This window comes from Beggiatoa alba B18LD (assembly GCF_000245015.1).
Taxonomy (GTDB): Bacteria; Pseudomonadota; Gammaproteobacteria; order Beggiatoales; family Beggiatoaceae; genus Beggiatoa; species Beggiatoa alba.
On record NZ_JH600070.1, the window covers coordinates 3,399,107 to 3,422,500 of the forward strand.

Here is a 23,394-nt window from a genome sequence, read left to right on the forward strand (position 1 = left end):
GTCAACGTTCTTTAAATGATACAAGTAGATGTCCTTCACTATCCATCATAAACTTGATATATAAATCAATTCCTTTGAGTTGGCTGAAATAAACATCTTGCCAAATGGTGTGGTCAGCATAAGTTGTCATGGACTTATAAAAGTTTTTCTTTGTGAGTGACTGAATAATCAGGATAATTTATGCTAATTCAATTCCTAAGCTCACTGAGTCACGTCTTGCTGTTCTGGTCAGGCGTAATTTAAGAGGGGTACAAAATTCCGCTTGAATAGCGGATAGTGAAAGGGTTGGAGTACGTTTTTCCATGAAAGTACCTGTAAAAAATTCTTATAAAATAAATAATTAATTCCATAAAGTTTCTCCATACATAAATTGACTCAGTAGGTTCAGTAGGTTCAGTAGATTATATTTAGAGTCAATTAGTATTAGTAATAACCTTAAAGGTTAATTTTTCAAGTGCACTTCGATAAAAAGCTTTATCTTTTTCCCCAAACTTGCCTATTAACTTATCGTATATCTCTTATCCCTCAAGCCTTGCTACAATACGCGCCACTTAAAGCATTTCTACCCTTTCTCTCCCTTCAGAATTCAGAAAATACACACCTATGTTGCAGGATACTCAACGTCATCGACTTGCCCGTTATGGGGAGTTGATTCTGTATAAAACCTATGCCGATTTAAAAGCAGAAAGTGAACGCACTTATTTAGGGTTTTTATGGTGGATTTTTGAGCCTATTTTATATATGAGCGTTTTTTATATCTTTTTCGGCGTTTTACTAGGACATGGGACAGATGATTATGTCCCTTTTTTACTGGTGGGGCTGACCATGTGGCAATGGTTTAAATCCTGCGTTACACATGGTTCAGAAACCATTTTGAATGGTCGGCATTTAATGCAACAAGTGCATTTACCAAAAGTCTTATTTCCCATCATTTTGATTCTAACTGATACCGTTAAGTTTTTCTTTATCCTCTCTATCCTTCTCGGTTTCTTATGGTTTTCAGGATATGAAATCAGTTTAAATTATTTGATGCTAATCCCTTTGATACTTATCCAACTGTTTTTTATCGCAGGCGTGACATTTATCATTGCAGCGATTATTCCCTTTATCCCCGATTTACGTTTTGTGATTGAAAACTTCTTGTTAGCTGTCTTTTTTCTCTCTGGCGTGATTGTTAAACCTGAAGTGATTCCTGAAGCCTATCGTAGTTTGTATTACCTCAATCCGATGGTGAGTTTGTTAGAAAACTATCGCAGTGTCTTGTTATATAACAAAATGCCAAGCATGACAGGTTTATTCGCTTTAATTGGTATTTCTTTAGCCATGGTCTGGCTGGGCTACTCCTTAATTAGCCGTTTTGAATATCGTTATCCAAAGGTTTTATCGTAAATGAGCGACAATAATTTAGTTTTGTCATTACACAATGTCGGCGTTAATTATCGTCGTCAGAGGGGCGTATGGGGCGAAGCATTTTGGGCGTTGCGCGATATTTCTTTTGATTTATATCAAGGAGATACGCTTGGTATTATTGGGCGTAATGGCGCGGGGAAAAGTACCTTATTACGCTTAATTGCGGGCATTATTCAGCCTGATAAAGGCAAGATTATTTATGATACCTCGCATCAAATCGGGCTTTTATCGTTACAACTGGGATTTGTCCCGTATTTAACAGGGCGTGAAAACGCCATTTTAAGCGGTATTTTGTTGGGATTGCGGAAAAAAGAAATTAAAGCCCGTATGAATTCCATTATCGAATTCTCCGAATTAGGCAATTTTATTGACCAACCGATTGCGACCTATTCATCAGGCATGTTAGCCCGTTTAGGCTTTGCCGTTGCCTTTCAAGCTGACCCCGATGTCTTATTAATCGATGAGATTTTAGGCGTAGGCGATGCCGAATTTCACCAGAAATCCACGCGCATGATGCAAGAAAAAATTCGTTCTCATAAAGCCATTGTTTTCGTGTCGCACAATTCGCAACTGGTGCAACAACTTTGTAATCGAGTGGTTTGGGTTGAAGAGGGTGTAACACGGATGCAAGGCAATACTGCTGAGGTTTTACAAGCCTATCATCGTTTTTTGCATTTAGGCGAGTAAGGCATGATGCAAGACCCGCAACAGAATCCGTCAGATAAGCCCGTTGAACTACAACAACAGTTAGCTGATGCACAAGCAGAAATTAACCGTTTACAAGCGACTCTTACAACAGAACGTCAGCAAGTACAACGCTTAATGCAATGGATGCAAGGGCTACAGCGGGATATTAACGATGTTTATCATTCTGTTACATGGTTAGCGGGGAGTTTATTTACCCGTGTTGTCCTGTTTTTATTAGGACGCAAGGCAGGCATCACCGCCCGCGACCATGTGGAGCGGGTCGCCGTGCAGTTTGAAACATGGCGAACGCATTATGTAAAAACCATGCAAGCCGATGAGTTACCCACTTTTGCATGGCATGAACCGCATGAATATCAGCACTGGATAAAGCAGTACGACACACTCAGCGCGGAAACAATCGCGAATTATCAGCAACTTCAACAAACATGGCAGTATCGCCCGCTAATTTCTTTATTGTTAATTTTGCCTAAAACAGACTTAAATCAGACTTATTTAACCAACTGTTTAAATAGTATTATTCAGCAAATTTATCCGCATTGGGAATTATGTTTGCTGGCAGAATCGGAAACGTTAGAAACGCAAGCCTTATGCACGGATGCGCGTATTCGTACCGTGCGCGATTTTTCCCAAGCGCAAGGCGAATTTATCGCCCAAATTGAAGCCCATGATTGCCTAACCCTTTCCGCACTTTATCACCTCGTCGCCTATCTACAACAAATACCTGATGCCAATCTGATTTATAGCGACCATGACGAATTAGACGCGACAGGACAGCGTAATAATCCCTATTTTAAACCCGCATGGAATCCTGATTTATTCTATTCTCAAGCCTATTTAAACACTTTTGTGCTATATCGTCTGGCGTTACTTCCTGAAAAACCTGATTATTACAATCATTACGCGCTCGCCCTGAGTTACATTGCCCAGATTGATAACGCGAGTATTCATCATATTCCGCGCATTCTGTACCACCAACATATATGCGCAAGTCGTCCACAATTGCCTGCATTGACTGTTTTACGCGCTCATTTACAAAACCACGCGCCCCAATTACAAGTTTTACCTGCGATTGCAGGACATACACGGGTAATTTACCCCCTGCCCACCCCCGCCCCATTAGTCAGCGTCATTATTCCCACCCGTGACTGCGTCAATTTACTACGCCAAACGGTCGACGGTTTATTAAACCAAACCGATTACAATCTGTTAGAAGTCTTGATTATCGACAATGATAGTCGTGAAGCAGAAACCCTAGATTATTTAAAATTGATTCAATTAGATAGCCGAATTCGTGTTATTCGTCATACAGCACCGTTTAATTATTCCGAACTGAATAATTTAGGCGTACAACACGCAAAAGGCGAGATATTAGCCTTATTAAATAATGATTTAGCCATAATTCATCCTGAATGGTTGCAGGAAATGGTCAGCCATGCGTGTCGCCCTGAAGTCGGTGCGGTAGGGGCAAAATTGTATTATGCAAACGATACGCTACAACATGCAGGCGTAGTTCTCGGATTGGGCGGAATGGCTGGACATGCGTTTAAACATGTCGCCCGCCAAGCTCAAGGCTATCATTGGAAACCGTTTTTAATTCAAAACTATTCTGCGGTAACAGCAGCCTGTTTAGTCATGCGTCGTGCGGTATTTTTGGAAGTCGGTGGCTTAGACGCTAAAAACTTGCGTGTCGCCTTTAACGATGTCGATTTATGCTTACGGATTAATGAAGCAGGTTATCGAATTGTATGGACACCTTACGCCGAACTGTATCATTTAGAATCCGCAAGCCGTGGGCTAGACACAACCCCGCGTAAATATTGGCGATTACGGGGCGAATTAAACTACATGCAACAACGTTGGGGCGAAAAACTCGCACAAGACCCTTGTTATAACCCCAATTTAACCATTCAATATGAAGATTTTTCCCTCGCCTATCCACCGCGTTGATGCGCTAAACCATCATTTACTTAACTAAAAAATGATTTGAATCAACTTAAGCAACGCATTTATTTAAAACCCGCTATACTTTTTCATTTCATTATTTTGCTCAGTTGATAACTAGCCTCATGAATTCCCAACAATTAAAAACGCTGTGGACGATTTCCAATGATGTGATGCGTTGCGACCAGCATCGTTTACAACAACGTATAAAAGCCTTACAAGCCCAAGTCAAACAAGCTAAAACCCCCATTAATCCAAGCGATATGGAAAAATTGGTTGCCGATTTGGAAACGGCTTTACAACGTCGTCAACAACGCGCTACCCAGTTACCTATTCCCCAATTTCCTGATGAATTACCCATCAGCGCGAAACAAGCAGAAATTGCCGAAGCGATTTTAAAACATCAAGTAGTGATTATTGCGGGCGAAACAGGGTCAGGGAAAACCACCCAAATTCCAAAGATTTGTTTAAGCATTGGGCGTGGGGTTGCAGGATTTATCGGCTGTACACAACCGCGTCGTTTGGCAGCACGTACCATTGCGCAACGGGTTGCAAACGAATTAAACAGCGAATTAGGGCAAGCCGTCGGTTATCAAGTGCGTTTCCATGACCGTACTAGCCCAAACAGTTATATCAAATTCATGACCGACGGCATTTTGTTAGCCGAAACGCAAAATGACCGTTATTTAGATGCTTACGACACAATTATTATCGACGAAGCGCATGAACGCAGTTTAAACATCGACTTTTTACTTGGCTATCTCCGCCAATTACTGCCAAAACGTCCTGATTTAAAAGTGATTATCACCTCTGCAACTATCGATACTGAACGTTTTGCCCACTATTTTCACCAAGCCCCGATTATCGAAGTCTCAGGGCGCACTTACCCTGTAGAAGTGCGTTATCGCCCGCCCGTCACTGAAGATGAAGACGAGCAAGACCATGATATACAACAGGCAATTATTAATGCAGTAGATGAAATTACGGCAGTTGACCGTCATGCAGATATTTTAGTTTTTCTCGCAGGTGAACGCGAAATCCGCGAAACGACAGAGGCACTGCATAAGCATAAATTACCGCATACCGAAATTTTACCGCTATACGCGCGACTATCCGCCGAAGAACAAAACCGCGTTTTTAATCCCGCAGAAAAACGCCGTATTGTCTTAGCTACAAACGTCGCAGAAACCTCTTTAACCGTGCCCCGTATTCGTGCCGTGATTGACACAGGGTTAGCACGGATTAGCCGTTACAGCGTGCGCAGTAAAGTCCAACGCTTACCAATTGAACCCATTTCACAAGCCAGCGCGAACCAACGGAAAGGACGCTGTGGACGAATTAGCGCGGGAATTTGTATCCGTTTATATGCGGAGGATGATTTTAATAACCGTCCCGCGTTTACCGACCCCGAAATTTTACGTACTTCATTAGCTGCCGTTATCTTGCAGATGTTGGCGTTAAAATTGGGTGATGTCCAACAGTATCCTTTTATTGAACCGCCAGACAGTCGCGCAATTAATGACGGCTTTCAACTATTACATGAATTAGGCGCGGTCGATACACGGCGACAATTGACACAAACAGGGCGCACCTTGGCAAAAATGCCCATAGACCCGCGTCTAGGACGGATGATTATCGCCGCCCAGCAAGAAAATTGTTTAGAAGAAGTCTTGATTATCGCCAGTGCCTTAAGCATTCAAGACCCGCGTGAACGCCCGTTAGACGCACAACAAGCCGCAGACCAAGCACAGGCAAAATTTGCTGATGAACGCTCCGATTTTCTCAGTTTTTTAAAATTATGGCGATTTTTAAGCGAACAAGCGCGACATTTATCAAATACTAAATTTCGCAAGTTATGCCATGAAAACTTTGTGTCCTATCTGCGTTGGCGCGAATGGCAAGAAATTCATTCGCAATTATTAACCATGGTAAAAGAATTAAATTGGCAAGTTAATCAAGTAGAAGCAGATTATATTGCGATTCATCGCGCTTTATTAACGGGTTTATTAAGCAATATCGCCATGAAAAGCACAGAAGAGCATTTTACGGGAGCACGCGGGATTAAACTCTATTTATTCCCTGGTTCGCATTTGTATAAAAAACAACCGAAGTGGCTCATGGCGGCGGAATTAGTGGAAACCAGCCGTTTATACGCCCGCTGTGTGGCAAAAATAGAACCTGAATGGCTGGAGAATTTAGCAGGACATTTATGCCAACGGAGTTATTTCGAACCCCATTGGGAAAAACGTCCCGCGACGGTTGCAGCGTTTGAACGAGTGACTTTATACGGCTTACCCATTGTTTTAAAAAGACGTATCAATTATGGCAATATCGACCCTAGCATTTCGCGTGAAATCTTCATTCGTCACGCTTTAGCGCAAGGTGATTATTTTTGTAACGCCAAATTTTTCACGCATAATCAATCTTTAATTCAAGATGTTGAATCCTTAGAGCAAAAATCCAGACGCTTGGATATTTTAGTCGATGAAGAACAACTCTTTCGTTTTTACGATGCCCGCATCCCCGCAACGGTACACAGTGGGACATTATTCGAACAATGGCGTAAACAAGCTGAACGCAAAGACCCTAAACTGTTATTTTTAAGCCGTGACGATGTCATGCTACACAGTGGGGAACGGGCAAACGCGCAAAACTTCCCGAATAGCTTATATATCAATGGGATTCAGTTGCCTTTGCAATATTACTTTGCGCCGAATGATGAACGCGATGGCGTAACCGTTACCATCCCCAGTACACTGTTAAATCAATTACCTGTAGAACCATTTGAATGGCTTGTACCCGGATTATTAGAAGAAAAAGTCATTGCCTTAATTCGCAATTTACCCAAAGCCTTACGTAAGCATTTCGTCCCTGTTCCAGACATTGCACGGGCTTTTTTACTCAACTTAACCACGTTACACCCAGCAACTACCCCTGAAATACCTGCAAAAGGCTATCCTTCTTTATATCGCACGCTCACCGATTTTTTACGCCAACAATTGAGCAAACCCCCAGCAATAGAAGAATTTATTTGGAATAGTGCCGACATTCCGCCCCATTTAAAAATGAATATCGCACTGGTCGATATGCAAGATAAAGTGCTGGATATGTCACGGGATTTAATCGCGCTGAAAAAACACTGGGGCGACCATGTCAGTGGCGAATCACGCCAAGCAGTCGCACAAGCCAGTGGCATTGAACGCACGCACTTAAACAATTGGGATTTCGAATTATTACCCGAACAAGTCACTTTAAATCTTAATGGCATTGAAGTCTTAGGCTTTCCAACCTTAATAGACCAACAAACCCATGTTGATTTACAAGTTTTAGACCATCCTGATAAAGCCAAACAAGCATTTTATTACGGCTTACAACGCTTGTTTTTATTAGTATTACCGACGAAAAAGTTAATAAAACAGTTACCAATAGACCAAAAACTGTGTTTACAGTATTTAAAAATTGGTCATTGTGAACAATTGAAAGAAGATATTTTATTAACCGTCATTGAAAGCGTTTTCTTACATGAACCGCTCCCACGCACACGGCGCGACTTTGAAGAACGTTTACAAACAGGCAATCGACACTTGTTACAAGTCGTTTATGACTATGCGCACTGTCTCCTGCAAGTTCTGACCGAGTACAATGTACTTTCACAGAAAATCAGCAAGTTATCGCAAGGTGGCGACAGCCTGCCCGATATTCAGCAACATTTAAATCACTTGGTTTATCCCAGTTTTGTCCGTCATGTGCCTTTTGAACAACTGCAACAATTTCCCCGTTATTTAAAAGCGGTTGCGATTCGTTTAGAACGCTTAGACAGCACGCCACATAAAGACGCGAAAAAAGCTACTCAACTCGCCCCTTTATGGCAAACTTATTGGCAACATCATACTAAATATGATGAAAAAACCAGAGAATATAAAGAATTGCAGGCTTTTCGCTGGATGCTGGAAGAATTGCGCGTTTCCCTGTTCGCACAAGAATTGAAAACGGCTTACCCTGTTTCTTTAGAACGGGCACGGGAACAATGGACAGAACTTGAAAAGAAAGTATTAAAGTCTAAATGAGCTTGTAAAATACACGCCAAATCTACGGATAACACTGTTTCAAGCAATGTTATCCGTTAAAACTAATTCAACGCAACAAACGGGTCTAAATACTCATAACCCAATGCCTCAGCGACATTGCGATGTGTGACTTGTCCCTGATGAATATTTAAACCCTCGCGTAAATGCCCATCATCGATTAACGCCTGACGATAACCTTTATCTGCCAAGGCTAAAACATACGGTAACGTCGCGTTATTTAACGCAACAGTTGAGGTTCGTGGCACAGCCCCTGGCATATTTGCCACACAATAATGAATGACTTCATCGACTAAATAAGTCGGCTCGGCGTGCGTCGTTGGGTGAGACGTTTCAAAACAACCGCCTTGGTCTATGGCAACATCCACCACCACCGCGCCCGCTTTCATCTGTCTAACATGTTCCTGCGTGACCAATTTCGGCGCGGCAGCACCCGGAATAAGCACCCCACCAATCACCAAATCAGCCGTTAAAACATGCTGTTCTATCGCATCTCGAGTTGAATAAACGGTTTCAATCCCTGCGCCAAATTGTCGCCACAAACCGCGCAACACATCAATCGAGCGGTCAATCACCACGACCTCAGCCCCCATGCCGACCGCGATAAATGTCGCATTCGCCCCAACGACTCCCCCGCCTAAAATCACCACTTTTGCAGGTTTCACCCCAGGTACACCGCCCAATAAAACCCCTAAGCCACCATGTGCTTTTTCTAAACAAGAAGCCCCAGCCTGAATTGACATGCGTCCAGCCACTTCTGACATCGGCGCGAGCAAAGGCAACCCCCCTGTTGGAGAACTCACTGTTTCATAAGCAATACACACCGCCCCACTCTTTAATAACGCCCGAGCTTGTTCAGGGTCTGGAGCTAAGTGTAAATAAGTGAATAAAACTTGATTTTCATGGAGTAACGCACACTCATGTAGCTGAGGTTCTTTCACTTTTACAATCATATCCGCACGGGCAAAAATTTCGGCGGCTGTTTCGGTAATCATCGCACCTGCGTTCTGATATGCCACGTCATCCATACCAATGCCAGCCCCTGCATGATGCTCAACTAACACCTGATGTCCACGTGCAACTAATTCACGCACTGTCGTTGGAATTAAACCGACTCGATATTCATGGGTTTTAATTTCTTTTGGAACACCTATTAACATAGTGACACACTCCCTGTTGTGATGAAAAAGCGACCACACCTTAAAGTAATGTAACGACGATTAAAGCAATTCCATAGCCTTTCTATCAACTTTTATTCAACTATCATGACAAGCTACTTCAACTTATTGATACAACGCTTAAAAGAAAAACTGTTCGCGCTCATCACGGTTTTATTAAGTGCAGGAGTCATTATCCTGTTATTTTTAGGACTTGCATGGATTGCACAATTTATCCTCCCTGACCGTGCGAATCAGTTTCTAGATTTACTTAAAAGTCAGAATTTAGAAGCGATTCGTCAATTTTTTCTTTCTTTTGATGCTTTAAGCCCTTTTGTTTTTATGGGAGTGCAAATTCTACAAGTATTTTTTGCACCCTTACCAGGGCAACTGTTTGGCTTATTAGGTGGGTTAGTCTTTGGTTTTTGGGATGGGCTATTACTGACCATGCTGGGTTTAAGTATAGGCTCAGTGTTAGCAATCGGATTAAGCCGTTTATTAAGAGAGACATTAGTACAACGGTTTGTCCCGCCTGCTATTTTTAACAAATTTGATTATTTGATTGAACGGGGTGGCTTATTTAATTTTTTTATTATTTTCCTCCTGCCTGTTTTCCCTGATGATGCGGTTTGCTTCATCGCAGGTTTAACCCGTTTACCGCTTTGGCAATTATTGGTGGTTTGTTTAGCAGGACGTTTACCGGGTATGGCGGTTTTAAGTTTTGTCGGCACAAGCTTAAATACAGACATGACCTTAGCCTATATCGTTTTTAGCATCGCTATGGTGATTTCTTTAATCATTTGGTTGTTTGATAGGGAAATTATGGGGTATTTAAAAAAAGATAAATAGTTGTTAGGATAGGCTTAACGACCGCTTTTCATAGAGAAAAATTGGGAAATCAATGTATGAAAATAATCAATTCACCCTTTTTAGAGGATATAAGGAAAGGCGTTTTTCCAAAGGATAAGGATATTGATACAACTAAACAGCATGTTGAGATATTTTTTTGTATTTTAACAAGTTTATTCTTACTACCATTCATTATATTTTCTTTTTATGAAAATGATAGTAGCTTAATATATTACTTACAAATAGGCTTGATTTTATTAATTTTTAGCTCTTTATTTTTTTCAAAAATTCCTCTCCTTTACACTGACAATATCAAACTCAATTCAAAAGACAATAATACGCAACCTGTTATTTTATTTATAGCATTACCAATACTAATATTTTTGACAATATATTTTAATAATTTAGCCTTTATGTTTTTATTAGTACTTTATGGATTAGCTAAAACAAATGAGGGGAAAGTGTTTTTATGGGAATATAGAAAATTATTACCTTTTATCATACCAATAATTATCTACTATCTAATAGATAAAGATATTTATTCTTTAAATAGAACAGACGATTTTAAAATTATTACTAATACTGTCACTATTTTTATTTTTCTCACCGTTGTTTTACGAGCAGCGGGCATTAAACAAATATTAAGTAGGATTGCTTTTCAATTAGCCAGCCAACAGCGAATTGGTTTTAATGCCGCGTTTTTTGCAATTTTAAATTCTTGGCTTTACGGCATGTTTACTGGTTCTGCACGGGGAAATATTACAGAAACCGCACATGATTATACGTATCGTGCAATGCTTACAGCAGGTTACACCCCCCAGTTTACCGCGTTATTAATCGCAATAGCTTCTACTTCTGGACAAATAACCCCACCTATCATGGGTGCTATTAGTCTAATTATATTACATAAAATTGAAAATATAACTTATAGCAATATTATCATAAGCACATTCTCGTTATCTTTTCTTTTCTTTATGAGTATGTTAGTCATTGCGTTTATTCAAGCGCGTATCGACAACATTACACTAAAAGAATTAATTGCTGGAAGTGAATTAAAGGAAGAAATTAAACCGCAAAACTTTCTTTTGGATTGGACAAAAATAGTAATACTGTTTGTAATCTTATTTGTTTTTAGTACTTTTTCTTTTTCATTTTTTGAAAAAACTACTTTGCTATTTGCGATGGTCATCATTTTGATCATGTCTTTACAAAAAAAAGAAGATAAAGGTAAGTTTATTTTCAGAATATTAGCGGAATGGGGAAAAGATGTTAGGTTTTTAATATTACTTTCTTTTTTACTATTAACAATCATAGAATCTGCCTTAAATATAAAAGAATTATGGATTGTAGAACGGATTCCTCTACATTTGTTAGAAACTACCTCGCCACTTTTCTCATACCTCATTAAGCCATTAATGATATTGCTTATCAGTGGCGTTCTAATCATCCTAAATAGTTTACTACCCACTATTGCTGTTTTTTTACTCACTGCCCCCTTTATTTCACCTATACTTGAAAACCTTGGATTTAATGCATTATCTAGTTATCTTTTCATTTTCTATTATTCTGCACTTGCTGGTTTAACCCCAATTTTTAATAGAAACAACAGTATTCCACCTTATATAAAATCTGCTTGGCAAAAAAGAATAAAAGATGAAAATAATGAATTCAATGAATCACAAGACATTAATCTTATAAAAAGACTTATATATCCCCTCTACCTATTACCTATTATTTGGTTATTTCATCCTGCATTACACCAAATTCCTAGTACTTTAACAGCTTTTTATTTACTTATTAGCATTATAGTTATAATGATAGGCGTTTACAGTTTTACCCTGTACAACAAAGAAATTCCGTTTTTTGAGAAAACCCAAACCCACTTTATTTTATTCTTAATTATTGCTTATCTTTTATGTTTACCTACATTTATAGTATTTATCCTTTCTGGAGTGATATTTTTAATTTTATTACTTATTAATTCGCGACGCTCAAATAGTTCATTAAAAACAGCATTTGATTTAGCATTCAATCTTGCATATCGTCAATTATCACTCTCTATTATTCTCAGTTTGGCAACACTAACCCTTGTATATACTGTATATATTACAGGAATGGGATATTATCGCTATTTTAAAGAAGAGAATTTTCAACACTGGTTAAATAGTCGTTATCACTTTCTGCTCCATGTCAATGATTGCCAAGATTTATCGCAAATTAAGAGATTTATTAAAGAAAATACTGGATACGATATAACGGCTGTTTGTACTAAAACCGCAAATGTTTTCGTTGCACGGACTAATCCCACTCCCTTCATTGTATTTCCCACAATTGCTGTAGAATTTAAACCTGAATTAGCTCAGTTATTACCTAATTTTTATCAAAACTTACAAAAAAACTACCAAGAAGAAATTGAATCATATCGCAACGCTGTTAAGGAAAGTTGCTTTTTAGCTTTAGAAAAGTCATTGACTCAATGGCAAAATAATAAACTTGATATGCAAAAAATAAGGGGAACTAACTGCGAAACAGAACAACAATATCCCATTGCATTTGTTGGTAGTGACTTAACCACTAACTCATATAATATTTTACCCTATCAAACGATTACCTTGCTTAGTACCCAGATAGTTAACGAAAAGATGCCAATATTAATCGCGCATCTTGAGCATAATGCGGAACAATCTTTTTTAGTACTTTCTTATTTTGATACGGAAAATTATAGGGATAGTGATATTAACAAATTAATTTTTGTTCCTGAAGGAAGCCTAAATAGCATATATAAAGAGTCTCAGTTGGGTATAGATAATAGTTTATTTATAAAAGTACAAAATATTTCTAATTTAGAAGATTTAAAAACGATTATTCAATATATTAAAAGCCCCATAATAAAAAATAAATTAGACTATTACGGAATCAGCGAGTCTATTATCGGCTCATTAGAAGATGAGTACATTTTAAAAAATAAGAGGTCACTTAATGACCTTGATAACGCACTTAATATATTGGATTCATTATTTATTTTAATAGTTTTATTAACTTTTATAATTTTATTAACAACATTAATACTGTTTTTTGATAAAAATAGAAAAATCTTCGCATTAGCAAGAATTGCAGGCTTGCCGCGTACAATCACCTTTACTTTTTTAATTATTGTGTCCTTATGTTTTTCAGTATTTCCTATCTTTTTAGCAATATTTTTAAACACAGTTGTTAATATTGGAATTGCTATTTTTATTCCTAATATTACTTTTAGTTTCAGTATAATGGATATTATCCTACTCTTAGTAACTGTTATATTATTGGCATTATTGAGTAGTCTTATTTTGTATTGGCGTTTCTTTTTTAAGTCTATTATCAGTGAGTTGCTCTATGTCAGACAACAATCCTAATAACCAACAAAATGCCCTAACACTTTTATTACAGACGAAAAATATTACAATTCGGCATAAAGACAATATTCTTTTAGAAAATGTCTCACTAGATGTCTATCAAGGTGAGATTCATATTATTACTGGTGATATTGGTACAGGAAAAACTTCATTATTGAATATATTGGGTTTACTGTCTGAACTAGAAAGCGAAGATAGAGAAAAAAGTGAATTATCTGTATTTATGCCAAAAAGAATTAATTGTAATAGATTATTTGTCGGGGAGCGTGATTTTCTAATTAGAACATATTTCTCATATATATTTCAGTCACCTGAATTAATTATGAATTGGAGTGCCATTGATAATATTAATTTTTTTTTAACGGCAACGGGATACTTGAGATTTAACGAAAGAGCACGGCGCAATGAGGCTTATTCATTATGTCGTAGCATGGGAATTACAGCAGAAATTGCCGAAAGACCTGTTTATACGTTATCAGGTGGTGAAAGACAATTAATTGATATTATTAGAGCCTTGGTTAAAAAACCAAAAGTTTTAATAGCTGATGAGCCAACTGCAAATTTATCCCCTGAACTTAAGTCGGAAATAATATTTTCTTTAATAAAACAGATTGGGCAGGAACAAGTTAGTCTTATTGTTGCAACACATGATATAGTTACGATAGACTTGGGTGGACTAATACAATTAGGACAAAGTTACAAGCTTAACTTTAAGTTTCATCGGATAGAAAATAAGCAGTTAAAAAGAATATCTATCGATAATTACATTCAGGTTGATTAGTAGGGTTACCTAATCCATATCCATTGGGTGGTAGGAGAAGCTATGTGTGTTTTTAATAAACCATTGACTTTTTTTATATTTATGCTGGTTGTTTCTGTTGGATATGCATGTAATACAGATGAGCAAACAAACCCATTGAGTTGTTCCATTGAACAAAAAAAGCCATGTATTTTTGTTTCTCAACAAATAGCTATAATTCAGATAAAGACTAACTTAGGAAATGCAGGAGGAAAATATTGCGTAAGAAATATTCCAAACCTCTGTCAGAAAAATGATAAAAATGATTACATTAATTGCTTAAAAACAGCAATACAAGAGACAACATGTATGTGTCGAAAAAAATATTTTTTAGGTTTATTCAACAATATATATATTCTTATATTACCTAATCAAGAAAACTCTATGGAAACATCACTTGACGACATCATGAAAAAGCTTCAGAAAACTAACTAAAATGTTGCTCTTTTTCAAACCATAATCGCATCATTTCTACTTCAAAACGATACCCATGCCCAACTTTTTTCAATAACTCTAATTGTTCTAGTCGTTTTAAGATATCTCCAGAATTTTTACAAAAACCTTCAATTTCTGCCTTAGTAATTACTCGTTGAGAACCCTGTTGCGCAATAAACCGTAAAATAACAACGCCTTGTTCTCTTGCACGAACTTCAAAAGTAGTAAATATACCTGCTCCTTTTTTTAAAGATGTTGCAATAGCATGTTGTACATCTACAGTGGTTACTTGATAAAAAATATGTCTTGGTTGCGATGAGGTGCGGATTCCTATGTTTTTCAGTTCAACAATTTGACGACACAACAGTTGCAATAATGCGGGTTGATTATGAGTCACATCCAGCATCATTTGTACTGCATCAGCATCATATTGCAACGGAAAGTCTTTTACTGGTCTTTCAATTAACTGATGCGATGCTTCATCTGACAAATAGCTAAGGTACTCAAATTGAAACGCATTTGCTACGCTGTGATAGCTTCTAAACTCTTCTAAATTCTGCGCGGCAATAATTAAACGACGTTTTGGATAATGTTGTATCCAATGTCTTAAAATATCTACAATTGAGGCTGTCAATTGAGCTTCTCCATTTTTAATGGCTTGATGCAATCGTGCAAATTCATCAAATGCAATAACCAGTATTTTTTCACCAATACGCTCACCGATTTGTTCTACCCATTCTGAAAAATACTCATAAGCATTGCCGTGTGTTGGTAGGTATTCTAATAGTACTAAATCATATGTGTTTTTTGCCGAGTGTTTCAATTGCTTTGCTAATCCGCGCCAAAAATCATCCATGTTGTTACAAACAGGGATAACCCCCTGTAAATCAACATATAGCACAATCATATTAGGCATAAATGCACGTAAGGCTTTTAATAAACTTGTTTTACCTATACGATACTGTCCATACAAGAAAATAGAGTTTCCATCTTTAAATCGTTGTTCAATTTGCTGAATAAATTCTGTTCTTCCAACAAATACAGGATTATTGTGAGGAACAGGTGAGCCAACAATGTAAGGAGAATAGATTTCACGAACTTGTTGAGCTTGATTATGTAGTTTTTCAATTTCCGTTTGTAATAGTGTTAGCCATTTTTGGGCAATAGGATTCAAATATTCTTGAACAGATTTATTCTGATTGGTTTGTAGAAAAGTTTGAATACGTTGCCTTACTTGATCTAAGCCTTGAATCTGATCATAAGATTGAGTGTAACTCAGCGCGTCTGTAACGCTTTTACTCCAGTCTTGAAAATGAGCAAAAAAAATTGAGTTATGTAGACGTTTAGTCTTAGTAGATAGTGTTTGGATGCTTGTTATATCTGTAACTTCACCCAATACTCGCGCATCTGCCCGTATTTTTATTATCTCTATAGTTCCTTTCCAAACGGTAGATGAAGCTGTTTTTTGTTCTAGCAATGTTAATGCTTCGTTAAACTCAATTTCATTATTGCATTGAGTTTTATTGTGTTCATGCAATAAATCAAAATGTTCTATTAGACCAAAACCACCAATGTTTAAATAATAGTGCTCATACCAAAAGGCAAAATGCCGTTTTAATCGTTTAGCTGATAGGGACGTAGTACGACTTGCCTTGACATCGAGCAGATAATTCAGTGTATTCCACATTATTAGAAAAGGTGTTAAGAGGATAGGTAACCACAAATTAATGAAAAGTCCAATAGATACACACGCAACACTAATAAACAGTAATAATAGAGTGTTGTTATTTTGAAACTCAACAAAAAGCTTAGCACCATTAATACCATCAATAGGTTTAGTATCTAGTTGTGTGAGCAGTGGATACAAGAAAGCAATACTAAATGCACCAATAATAGTACCTACCGAAGTTGCAATGCGTATGCTTTGAAAAAAACGAGCAATAACGAGGTAAGGTAAGCAAAAGAAACTAGTAAAAATAACAAAACCATTTAATGAGCCTTTAGCAATGCCTTCAAAAATATGTCCGTCTTGAGATGGGGATAGATAGTCATAATGACATATTGCATATAGCGTTAATGTAATGGTTATATAAATAATAAATTTTCTATGCTCTTTTTTAGATAAGAGTAAAAAAGATATTAATACAGGTAAAACAAAAAGCGACTGGAATGAAACACGCGAAAGATTAAAAAGAACCAAAGCCGTTAATATTAATATACAAAAACTAATAGTTATTCCCAAAAAAATTGTACTCAATTGATAAATAAATAGGGATATATTAAATGTTGTTTTATTATTCTCACTTAAAGTATTTAGAACACTGCTAGCAATACCTGATGCTAAAGCAAGTATAGGTAATGTTGTTGTATTATAAGCTTGATTATAAAATACAAAGCCCCCAGCCATATAAAATAAGACAATAAGCCCTGTACCAACTGCTGTATCTAATCCAATAATCCAAAAACTAAGCCCAATTCCCAGTGCAAAAGCTAAACTTGCTGACAATATAAACGCTAAATTATTTATATCCTCCTGACTACCTTGATTGCCTTGGAGAGTAAAAACAATTATCCCCCCAATAACTAATAGTAAGCTCGGTAAAATAATATAAGAAGCAAAAATAAGATGTTTAAATTGGGCTATTTGTTCAGGAATAAATCGATTTTTTTTTACTACTTGTTCCCTTTGTTCTTTTTCATACTGTTTCCATCCCGATGGTTGAAAAAACATCCATTTGAGATAAGAAAACAATAATTTAAATGAAGTCCAAAAAAAAGTAATCATTGAAGAATTCCTGTATGTGCAGTTGTATTAAAGAGATTGAATTTCATCTACCTCAGGACGTTCTGCTTTTAAAATTTGAACGAGTTGCTCAGTCTGTTCCCGTTGTTCACAATACACGATTAAAGTTTCTACTAAACGACGTTTAGTCGTGTTCTCTAATTCATCTTCATCAATGTTTAACTTGAAAATAACTGATTTTACTTCACGAAATGAAAAATATTGATTGAAGCATTTCTGTAATTCTTGCCGTCTTTCAGTTTTCTGTTTTTCCTGAACCTTAGATTCTTGCACTTCACGTATAACATTGCTAATCACATCATTGGCTGCTTTGCGCCAGTCTTCATGTGAGCCACTCTCTTTATGCTGGTAACATAAAGAACATAAACATTGAAGCAGAGCAGGGCGACGTTGACTCTTAGTCAGAATAAAATCAATGTCTTCTTGTGTAAAAGGGATGTCTGACAATTGAGTCAGCTTAAGTGCATCTTCTTCTTCAAAAGCTTCTTCAACTTTAAAGGTATAACCAAAAATATTAAAAAAATCAGATGGCTCATCACCTAATAATTCTGTTATCAACGCAGGATGTCGTTCTGAAGTAATGATAAAACCAATACCACCTGAATCAGCAATTGCTAAAGAACGAAGACTTTCCCAAAAGGAGCGGTCAAATTCACTGGGATAGTAAGTGATTCCCTTATCAACATTATCTAGCAAAAAAATTAAGGGATATTGTGCGCAATCTCTGACTATGTCATAAAACTCTTCTAATGGATTATTTGTAACTGATAACATCCCTTCTTGATAAAAAGGCATTTGTTTAATCAGGCAATTTAACAATTTAGCTCGATTATTAACTGTAAAATCAGATAAGTCAGCAGAAACAAAGGTAATAAGAACATTTTTAGGGAAAACTTGTTGTTGTTCTACACGAAAACGAGTATCTATTGGGTTACGCGCTAAATTTCGCAAATGATGTAGTATTGAACTTTTACCAGAACCATGTACCCCCCAAATAGCAGCACTTTGTACAGGCATATTTGGATAGTCTTTCCATAAGCCTATTAGATATTGAATTAACAGTTTATGATTAATGAACTGTTTAAATTCAGCTGGAGTCGTTACAAATGGATTCGGCATGGGAATCACTCCTACTCAGTTAAACTATTAAAATCCCGCCATTTTTCAACTGAATTGTTACGATAAGCATCAACGTATTGACGACATAACACTTGCAGTTTTAAAGGGTGTAATTGGCTTTTTTCCAGAATAAAGTCTTTATCATCCGCTGAAATCACAATTGGGGATTGTTCCATCAGTTCTAATGCTTCCTCTTTCGAGAAAACAGGCATTTCTATTTGATATCCAAAGATATTAAAAAAAGGTGATGATATTGTCTTTTTATCTAAAATTTCACTGAGTTTAGAGGGAGTTTCAGTTGAGGCGATTACAAATCCTAAACGTGCTGTATCAAACATCGTTGTAGATATAGACCGTAGGGACTCCCAAAAATAGTTGTCTAGCTCCTTGCTTGGGTGAGAAACAGCTGCATTAATTTCGTCAAATAGCACAATTGTTGGTGCTTTTAACTTTTCGCTAAGAATATCATAGAATTCTGTTATGGCATTCTGTTCACTAAGCACTAAATTTTCACTAGATTCTAATCGCATATTTTTCAATATGTGTTCTAGTAATTTTTTGCGAAATCCCATCTGTGGATTTTGAAAATCTACGTAAATAAAATTATATGAATGTTGTTTAGGTAATAACCATTCATAGTTTTTTTGCGTATCTCTCCAGTTTGTATCCGTCGTTTGAAAGTTTGCTAAGTCACGTATTTGAAATAATAAAGAAGTTTTCCCTATTCTTTTTTCACCATAAATTGCTGCATTTTGTATAGGTTGCTGAGGGTAATCTCGCCATAAATTAAATAGGTTGCGTAAAATATCCTCCCGCCCAAAAAACTGTCCACGTTTAACTGGCGTTCCAACAATAAAGGGGTTAATGATTTGTGAGGATGGTATTTGAGCATTTCCCTTTTTTTCTATATTTATACCTGTATCGCCTTGATATGTGAATTTAATCGCATTTAATAATTCTTCTGTATCTTCATCAGGTAAGCGATAGTGTTTTGCAAACATTTTAATAGGTGTTGGTGTCTCTGGCTCACTATCTTTACGCCACCGAGCAATAGTTGTGTGATGCACGCCTAAAACTTGTGATAGTTTTTGGTTGGTAACACCTAAGTATTCTATATGTTCATTAAATTTTGTAGAAAAAGTATTCATCTTTGTTAGCGTATTATAATTATTGTGCATGTATATCTAGAGTTTAATAAATTTTAACTAAAAAATACATAAGAAATTATTTTTATATCTAGATGTATTAAGTAAAAGAAAAACATTAAGTGATGTTTTTGTCAAGTTAAACGACTAACAGTCTTTATGTAATAGACATTGAGTGTTTATTAAAGCTGTTGACACATCAATAAATGTGGACGTTCATTTTTTATCAGATTAATTAATACCTGTGTAATGTTATGTCTTTCACAGTATTGGATGAGCGTTTCAATAAGGCGAGATTTCGCCTCTATACCACTAAATTCATCTTGATCAATGTTAAGAAAGAAAATTAATGTTTGAATCTCATGAAATGCAAAAGAATGCGTTAAACAGTAGTGTAGTATTTTTCTTTTATTTTCAGAGAGGAATGGGGTATTGCTCTGTGTTTGAGTATAAATAATATTGTTATCTCCAATCGCAATTACGCCAATAGTTGAGTTGGACACGTTCATGATTTAACTCCATACAAAGAACATTTCTCTTTGTCAAAAATAAAGATTAATGAAATACAATGCTACATGTAAAAAACCATCCTTTATATACATAATATTTTATGCTTTAAAATAATCAAGCTATAATGCATAAAAAATTATGTATAAAATTTTAACTTGCGATTTTATATAAATAATTTAAGTTACACGGCATCGCTGAATAACAATATTTTTCTCAACTTGCAAGCCTTCGATAAACAGCTAATATTTAGTGAACGCTTGTTAAGGAAAAAGAGGGCTAGTTTTGCCTTTTTTGCAAGGTCTTACTATAATGAGCGGTTTTATAATCCCATTTGTCCCTTAACCTAGAGGAGTGTCGCTTTCAATGCCTAATGTCCGCGTCAAAGAAAATGAACCTTTTGAAGTTGCTATCCGTCGTTTCAAACGTTCTTGTGAAAAAGCTGGTGTTCTTGCTGAAGTTCATCGCCGTGAATTCTACGAAAAACCCACCTCCATCCGTAAACGTAAAGCCGCTGCCGCTGTCAAACGTCATATGAAAAAGCTTCAACGTGATGTGACTCGCAGAGAGCGTCTTTACTAGGTCGCTTTGTCAGCGTCTGCATGCAAAGTCAGGTTGTAATAATTCAATCTTGTTCCATAAAGTTGTCAGATTGCACACTTTTAGGTTTTATCATTTAGGTTGTTATAATCATTAGACTTTGCATTATTCCGTTGTTTTTCTTTTTAATCTAAGCTACTTCTGTGTTATGAATGAAGTAGAGGTGATTCATTTATGTCTGATTCTCTCAAACTGCGTATTCAGGAAGATGTTAAAGCCGCTATGCGGGCGCAAGAAAAAGAGCGTTTAGGTACGATTCGTTTATTGATGGCTGCGATTAAGCAGCGGGAAGTCGATGAGCGGATTGTCTTAGACGATACGCAAATCGTGGCAGTGCTTGATAAAATGATTAAGCAACGTCGTGATTCTATCAGCCAGTTTTCCGCTGCGGGTCGTCAGGACTTAGCGGATAAAGAATCCCGTGAAATTGAAGTTCTCCAGTCTTATATGCCTCAGGCGTTGAGTGAGTCTGAATTGACCGCGCTTATCGAGGCTGCCATCTCTGAATCTGGCGCGACCTCTATCAAGGATTTAGGTAAGGTCATGGGGATATTGAAGCCTCAGGTGCAAGGGCGTGCCGATATGTCTGTTGTGAGTACCGAGTTGAAAAAACGCTTAGCTTAAGTGTTTTCTTTTTCGTTGTGCTAGTGGGCAGTGCTTGCCGTTGATGCAGGGTGTTCATCATGCGTATTGCGCGTAGTTTTATTAATGATCTAGTGGCGCGTGCCGATATTGTTGAGATTGTTGATAGTTATGTGCCTTTGCGTAAAGCAGGACGGAATTTTGTCGCTTGTTGTCCTTTTCATAACGAAAAAACCCCTTCTTTTTCTGTCAGTGCAGAAAAGCAGTTTTATCATTGCTTTGGTTGTGGTGCACATGGCACTGTGCTGACTTTTTTGATGGAGCATGGACGCTTAGATTTTTTTGAGGCGGTGCATGAGTTAGCGTCACGGTTGGGGGTGTCAGTCGTTTATGAGGCTGGTAGCGAGTCTAATGCTTCTGTGCTTGATACTCAGGGTGAGTTGTATCAGGTGATGGCGAGTGCACTGCGTTATTTTCAACAGCAGTTGTATGCGCCTGTTGGGCGTGAGGCGTTGGCGTATTTGCAGCAACAACGGGGGCTGTCGGACGCTATTATTGCTGAATTTGCTTTGGGGTATGCACCTGCTGAGTGGGATGGGTTGTTAAGGGCTTTGTCGGTTGATAAGTCGGTTTTATTGCAGGCGGGTTTATTAAGCGAGCATGAGTCGGGAAAGTTGTATGACCGTTTTCGTCATCGGGTGATTTTTCCGATTTATGATCAGCGTGGGCAGGTGATTGCCTTCGGTGGTCGGGTTTTGGATGATAGTAAGCCAAAGTATTTGAACTCGCCAGAAACGCCCTTATTCTCTAAAGGTAAAGAGCTTTATCATTGGGATAAGGTGCGTAAGTCTCGGGGTTTAAAGCGGGTTGTGGTGGTTGAGGGGTATATGGATGTTGTTGCATTAGCACAACATGCGGTTTCTAATGCGGTAGCAACTTTAGGAACGGCAACAACGCCTGATCATTTGCAACGATTATTTCGGAGTGTGAGTGATATTGTTTTTTGTTTTGATGGGGATGAGGCAGGACGTAAAGCCGCATGGCGGGCGGTAGAAACGGTATTGCCTTTGTTGCAAGATGGTCGGCAGGTGAGTTTTGCCTTTTTACCGCAAGCGGATGACCCTGATAGTTTTGTCCGACGGGAAGGAACAGCCGCATTTAATCAGTATTTGGATGATGCCTTACCGTTATCGCAGTTTTTATTAAATCATTTAACGCAGCAAGTAAAGCTCGAAACGATTGAAGGGCAAGCACGTTTAACAGAGTTGGCAAAACCATTAATAAATCAGTTACCTGATGGGGCTTATCGGGATTTATTAACAAAAAATTTGCAGAAGTTAGTGCAGGTAGATTTAAAAAGATCGACTACACTTAGAAGCATTGGCAAAAAAACAGAAAATGCTTTTAATAGAACACCTAAGCAAGCAAACTTCAAAGAGTTGTCATTAGTTGAACAGCTTATTGTGTATTTAATGCTTTATCCTGAATTTATCCAAGAAATTGAATATCCTAATAAAAAATTATCAGGGCTTTTTTTAGATAATATTGATTTATTGATTCATTTAATTGTTTTAATTAGAGAGTCGCCAGAAATCACTTTTGCGAGTATTTGTGAGCATTGGCGCGATACAGCGTATGCAGAGACGATTAACCGTTTAGCTGTTTATCAACCGCATTTCCTAGAAGAACAACGGCATTTTGACATTAAGCAAGAATTTCAGGACATTCTTCAACGTTTATATATTGAATATGCAAGGCAACGTTGGCAGTTTTTATTGCAGAAATTACAAAAAGGGACGATAACAGAAGAAGAAAAACAGGAGTTTAAAACAATAAACCCTAAAGGGGTTCGTTAAGTTAGG

At 37.4% G+C, this 23,394-nt stretch carries 18 protein-coding genes; 11 read left to right on the plus strand and 7 right to left on the minus strand.

Annotated features, from left to right (window positions below; genetic code table 11):
- Position 1 precedes the first annotated feature (1 nt).
- Positions 2 to 178, minus strand: a complete 177-nt coding sequence (locus BEGALDRAFT_RS18980; RefSeq protein ID WP_332306390.1) for a type II toxin-antitoxin system MqsR family toxin — start codon at positions 176 to 178, stop codon at positions 2 to 4.
- Entirely contained in the window at positions 179 to 304 is a 126-nt protein-coding gene (locus BEGALDRAFT_RS19620) for a hypothetical protein (RefSeq protein WP_269719553.1), read from the minus strand.
- A 299-nt stretch (positions 305 to 603) separates the two neighbouring features.
- Here BEGALDRAFT_RS19620 and BEGALDRAFT_RS13905 point away from each other — a divergent pair, with 299 nt between their 5' ends.
- The 4 genes from BEGALDRAFT_RS13905 to hrpA all read left to right on the plus strand — a co-directional run bounded on the left by BEGALDRAFT_RS13905 (position 604) and on the right by hrpA (position 8,126).
- Entirely contained in the window at positions 604 to 1,389 is a 786-nt protein-coding gene (locus BEGALDRAFT_RS13905; protein WP_002691004.1) for an ABC transporter permease, read from the plus strand.
- Entirely contained in the window at positions 1,390 to 2,097 is a 708-nt protein-coding gene (locus BEGALDRAFT_RS13910; protein WP_002691006.1) for an ABC transporter ATP-binding protein, read from the plus strand.
- A gap of 3 nt (positions 2,098 to 2,100) precedes the next feature.
- Positions 2,101 to 4,065: a glycosyltransferase family 2 protein gene (locus BEGALDRAFT_RS13915; protein WP_002691008.1), complete on the plus strand. Its 1,965-nt coding sequence runs from the start codon at positions 2,101 to 2,103 to the stop codon at positions 4,063 to 4,065.
- 119 nt (positions 4,066 to 4,184) lie between these two features.
- On the plus strand, positions 4,185 to 8,126 hold the full coding sequence (gene hrpA / locus BEGALDRAFT_RS13920; protein WP_002691010.1) for an ATP-dependent RNA helicase HrpA: 3,942 nt from the start codon (positions 4,185 to 4,187) through the stop codon (positions 8,124 to 8,126).
- A 62-nt stretch (positions 8,127 to 8,188) separates the two neighbouring features.
- Here the strand turns inward: hrpA and ald are convergent, their stop codons facing one another.
- Entirely contained in the window at positions 8,189 to 9,304 is a 1,116-nt protein-coding gene (gene ald / locus BEGALDRAFT_RS13925) for an alanine dehydrogenase (RefSeq protein WP_002691011.1), read from the minus strand.
- A gap of 105 nt (positions 9,305 to 9,409) precedes the next feature.
- Here ald and BEGALDRAFT_RS13930 point away from each other — a divergent pair, with 105 nt between their 5' ends.
- From BEGALDRAFT_RS13930 to BEGALDRAFT_RS13945, 4 genes are read left to right on the plus strand one after another with little or no spacing between them, the layout of a single operon-like run.
- Positions 9,410 to 10,150, plus strand: a complete 741-nt coding sequence (locus BEGALDRAFT_RS13930) for a TVP38/TMEM64 family protein (protein WP_002691013.1) — start codon at positions 9,410 to 9,412, stop codon at positions 10,148 to 10,150.
- A gap of 56 nt (positions 10,151 to 10,206) precedes the next feature.
- On the plus strand, positions 10,207 to 13,542 hold the full coding sequence (locus BEGALDRAFT_RS13935) for a TRAP transporter large permease subunit (RefSeq protein ID WP_002691015.1): 3,336 nt from the start codon (positions 10,207 to 10,209) through the stop codon (positions 13,540 to 13,542).
- On the plus strand, positions 13,523 to 14,323 hold the full coding sequence (locus BEGALDRAFT_RS13940) for an ATP-binding cassette domain-containing protein (RefSeq protein WP_002691016.1): 801 nt from the start codon (positions 13,523 to 13,525) through the stop codon (positions 14,321 to 14,323). Before BEGALDRAFT_RS13935 ends, BEGALDRAFT_RS13940 begins: the two co-directional genes overlap by 20 nt.
- A 42-nt stretch (positions 14,324 to 14,365) precedes the next feature.
- Entirely contained in the window at positions 14,366 to 14,776 is a 411-nt protein-coding gene (locus BEGALDRAFT_RS13945; protein ID WP_002691018.1) for a hypothetical protein, read from the plus strand.
- On the opposite strand, the gene BEGALDRAFT_RS13950 is transcribed toward BEGALDRAFT_RS13945, so the two are convergent.
- The 4 genes from BEGALDRAFT_RS13950 to BEGALDRAFT_RS13965 form a co-directional block, all read right to left on the minus strand.
- Complete coding sequence (locus BEGALDRAFT_RS13950; protein ID WP_002691020.1) at positions 14,769 to 17,561, minus strand: nSTAND1 domain-containing NTPase; 2,793 nt, start codon at positions 17,559 to 17,561, stop codon at positions 14,769 to 14,771. The genes BEGALDRAFT_RS13945 and BEGALDRAFT_RS13950 overlap by 8 nt on opposite strands.
- Positions 17,562 to 17,588: 27 nt before the next feature.
- On the minus strand, positions 17,589 to 18,698 hold the full coding sequence (locus BEGALDRAFT_RS13955) for a hypothetical protein (protein ID WP_002691022.1): 1,110 nt from the start codon (positions 18,696 to 18,698) through the stop codon (positions 17,589 to 17,591).
- Between the two features lie 11 nt (positions 18,699 to 18,709).
- The gene (locus tag BEGALDRAFT_RS13960) at positions 18,710 to 19,846 is read right to left on the minus strand and encodes an ATP-binding protein (RefSeq protein ID WP_050978447.1); all 1,137 of its coding nucleotides are present in this window, start codon (positions 19,844 to 19,846) and stop codon (positions 18,710 to 18,712) included.
- A 179-nt stretch (positions 19,847 to 20,025) separates the two neighbouring features.
- A complete protein-coding gene (locus BEGALDRAFT_RS13965; protein ID WP_002691026.1) occupies positions 20,026 to 20,352 on the minus strand; it encodes a hypothetical protein in 327 nt (108 codons plus the stop codon).
- A gap of 364 nt (positions 20,353 to 20,716) precedes the next feature.
- On the opposite strand from BEGALDRAFT_RS13965, the gene rpsU reads away from it, so the two are divergent.
- From rpsU to dnaG, 3 genes are all read left to right on the plus strand, one after another.
- Positions 20,717 to 20,932, plus strand: a complete 216-nt coding sequence (rpsU, locus tag BEGALDRAFT_RS13970) for a 30S ribosomal protein S21 (protein WP_002691027.1) — start codon at positions 20,717 to 20,719, stop codon at positions 20,930 to 20,932.
- 192 nt (positions 20,933 to 21,124) lie between these two features.
- On the plus strand, positions 21,125 to 21,574 hold the full coding sequence (locus tag BEGALDRAFT_RS13975) for a GatB/YqeY domain-containing protein (protein WP_002691029.1): 450 nt from the start codon (positions 21,125 to 21,127) through the stop codon (positions 21,572 to 21,574).
- Between the two features lie 59 nt (positions 21,575 to 21,633).
- On the plus strand, positions 21,634 to 23,388 hold the full coding sequence (gene dnaG, locus BEGALDRAFT_RS13980; RefSeq protein WP_002691031.1) for a DNA primase: 1,755 nt from the start codon (positions 21,634 to 21,636) through the stop codon (positions 23,386 to 23,388).
- The last annotated feature ends 6 nt before the right edge of the window (positions 23,389 to 23,394 follow it).

Coding starts and splice junctions, on each gene's coding strand:
- BEGALDRAFT_RS13960 (WP_050978447.1), bottom strand. CDS start 19,846: ATGAATACTTTTTCTACAAAATTTAATGAACATATAGAATACTTAGGT.
- BEGALDRAFT_RS13945 (WP_002691018.1), top strand. CDS start 14,366: ATGTGTGTTTTTAATAAACCATTGACTTTTTTTATATTTATGCTGGTT.
- BEGALDRAFT_RS13975 (WP_002691029.1), top strand. CDS start 21,125: ATGTCTGATTCTCTCAAACTGCGTATTCAGGAAGATGTTAAAGCCGCT.
- BEGALDRAFT_RS13955 (WP_002691022.1), bottom strand. CDS start 18,698: ATGCCGAATCCATTTGTAACGACTCCAGCTGAATTTAAACAGTTCATT.
- rpsU (WP_002691027.1), top strand. CDS start 20,717: ATGCCTAATGTCCGCGTCAAAGAAAATGAACCTTTTGAAGTTGCTATC.
- BEGALDRAFT_RS13930 (WP_002691013.1), top strand. CDS start 9,410: ATGACAAGCTACTTCAACTTATTGATACAACGCTTAAAAGAAAAACTG.
- BEGALDRAFT_RS13915 (WP_002691008.1), top strand. CDS start 2,101: ATGATGCAAGACCCGCAACAGAATCCGTCAGATAAGCCCGTTGAACTA.
- dnaG (WP_002691031.1), top strand. CDS start 21,634: ATGCGTATTGCGCGTAGTTTTATTAATGATCTAGTGGCGCGTGCCGAT.
- BEGALDRAFT_RS13940 (WP_002691016.1), top strand. CDS start 13,523: ATGTCAGACAACAATCCTAATAACCAACAAAATGCCCTAACACTTTTA.
- ald (WP_002691011.1), bottom strand. CDS start 9,304: ATGTTAATAGGTGTTCCAAAAGAAATTAAAACCCATGAATATCGAGTC.
- BEGALDRAFT_RS13950 (WP_002691020.1), bottom strand. CDS start 17,561: ATGATTACTTTTTTTTGGACTTCATTTAAATTATTGTTTTCTTATCTC.
- BEGALDRAFT_RS13965 (WP_002691026.1), bottom strand. CDS start 20,352: ATGAACGTGTCCAACTCAACTATTGGCGTAATTGCGATTGGAGATAAC.
- hrpA (WP_002691010.1), top strand. CDS start 4,185: ATGAATTCCCAACAATTAAAAACGCTGTGGACGATTTCCAATGATGTG.
- BEGALDRAFT_RS13910 (WP_002691006.1), top strand. CDS start 1,390: ATGAGCGACAATAATTTAGTTTTGTCATTACACAATGTCGGCGTTAAT.
- BEGALDRAFT_RS13905 (WP_002691004.1), top strand. CDS start 604: ATGTTGCAGGATACTCAACGTCATCGACTTGCCCGTTATGGGGAGTTG.
- BEGALDRAFT_RS19620 (WP_269719553.1), bottom strand. CDS start 304: ATGGAAAAACGTACTCCAACCCTTTCACTATCCGCTATTCAAGCGGAA.
- BEGALDRAFT_RS13935 (WP_002691015.1), top strand. CDS start 10,207: ATGAAAATAATCAATTCACCCTTTTTAGAGGATATAAGGAAAGGCGTT.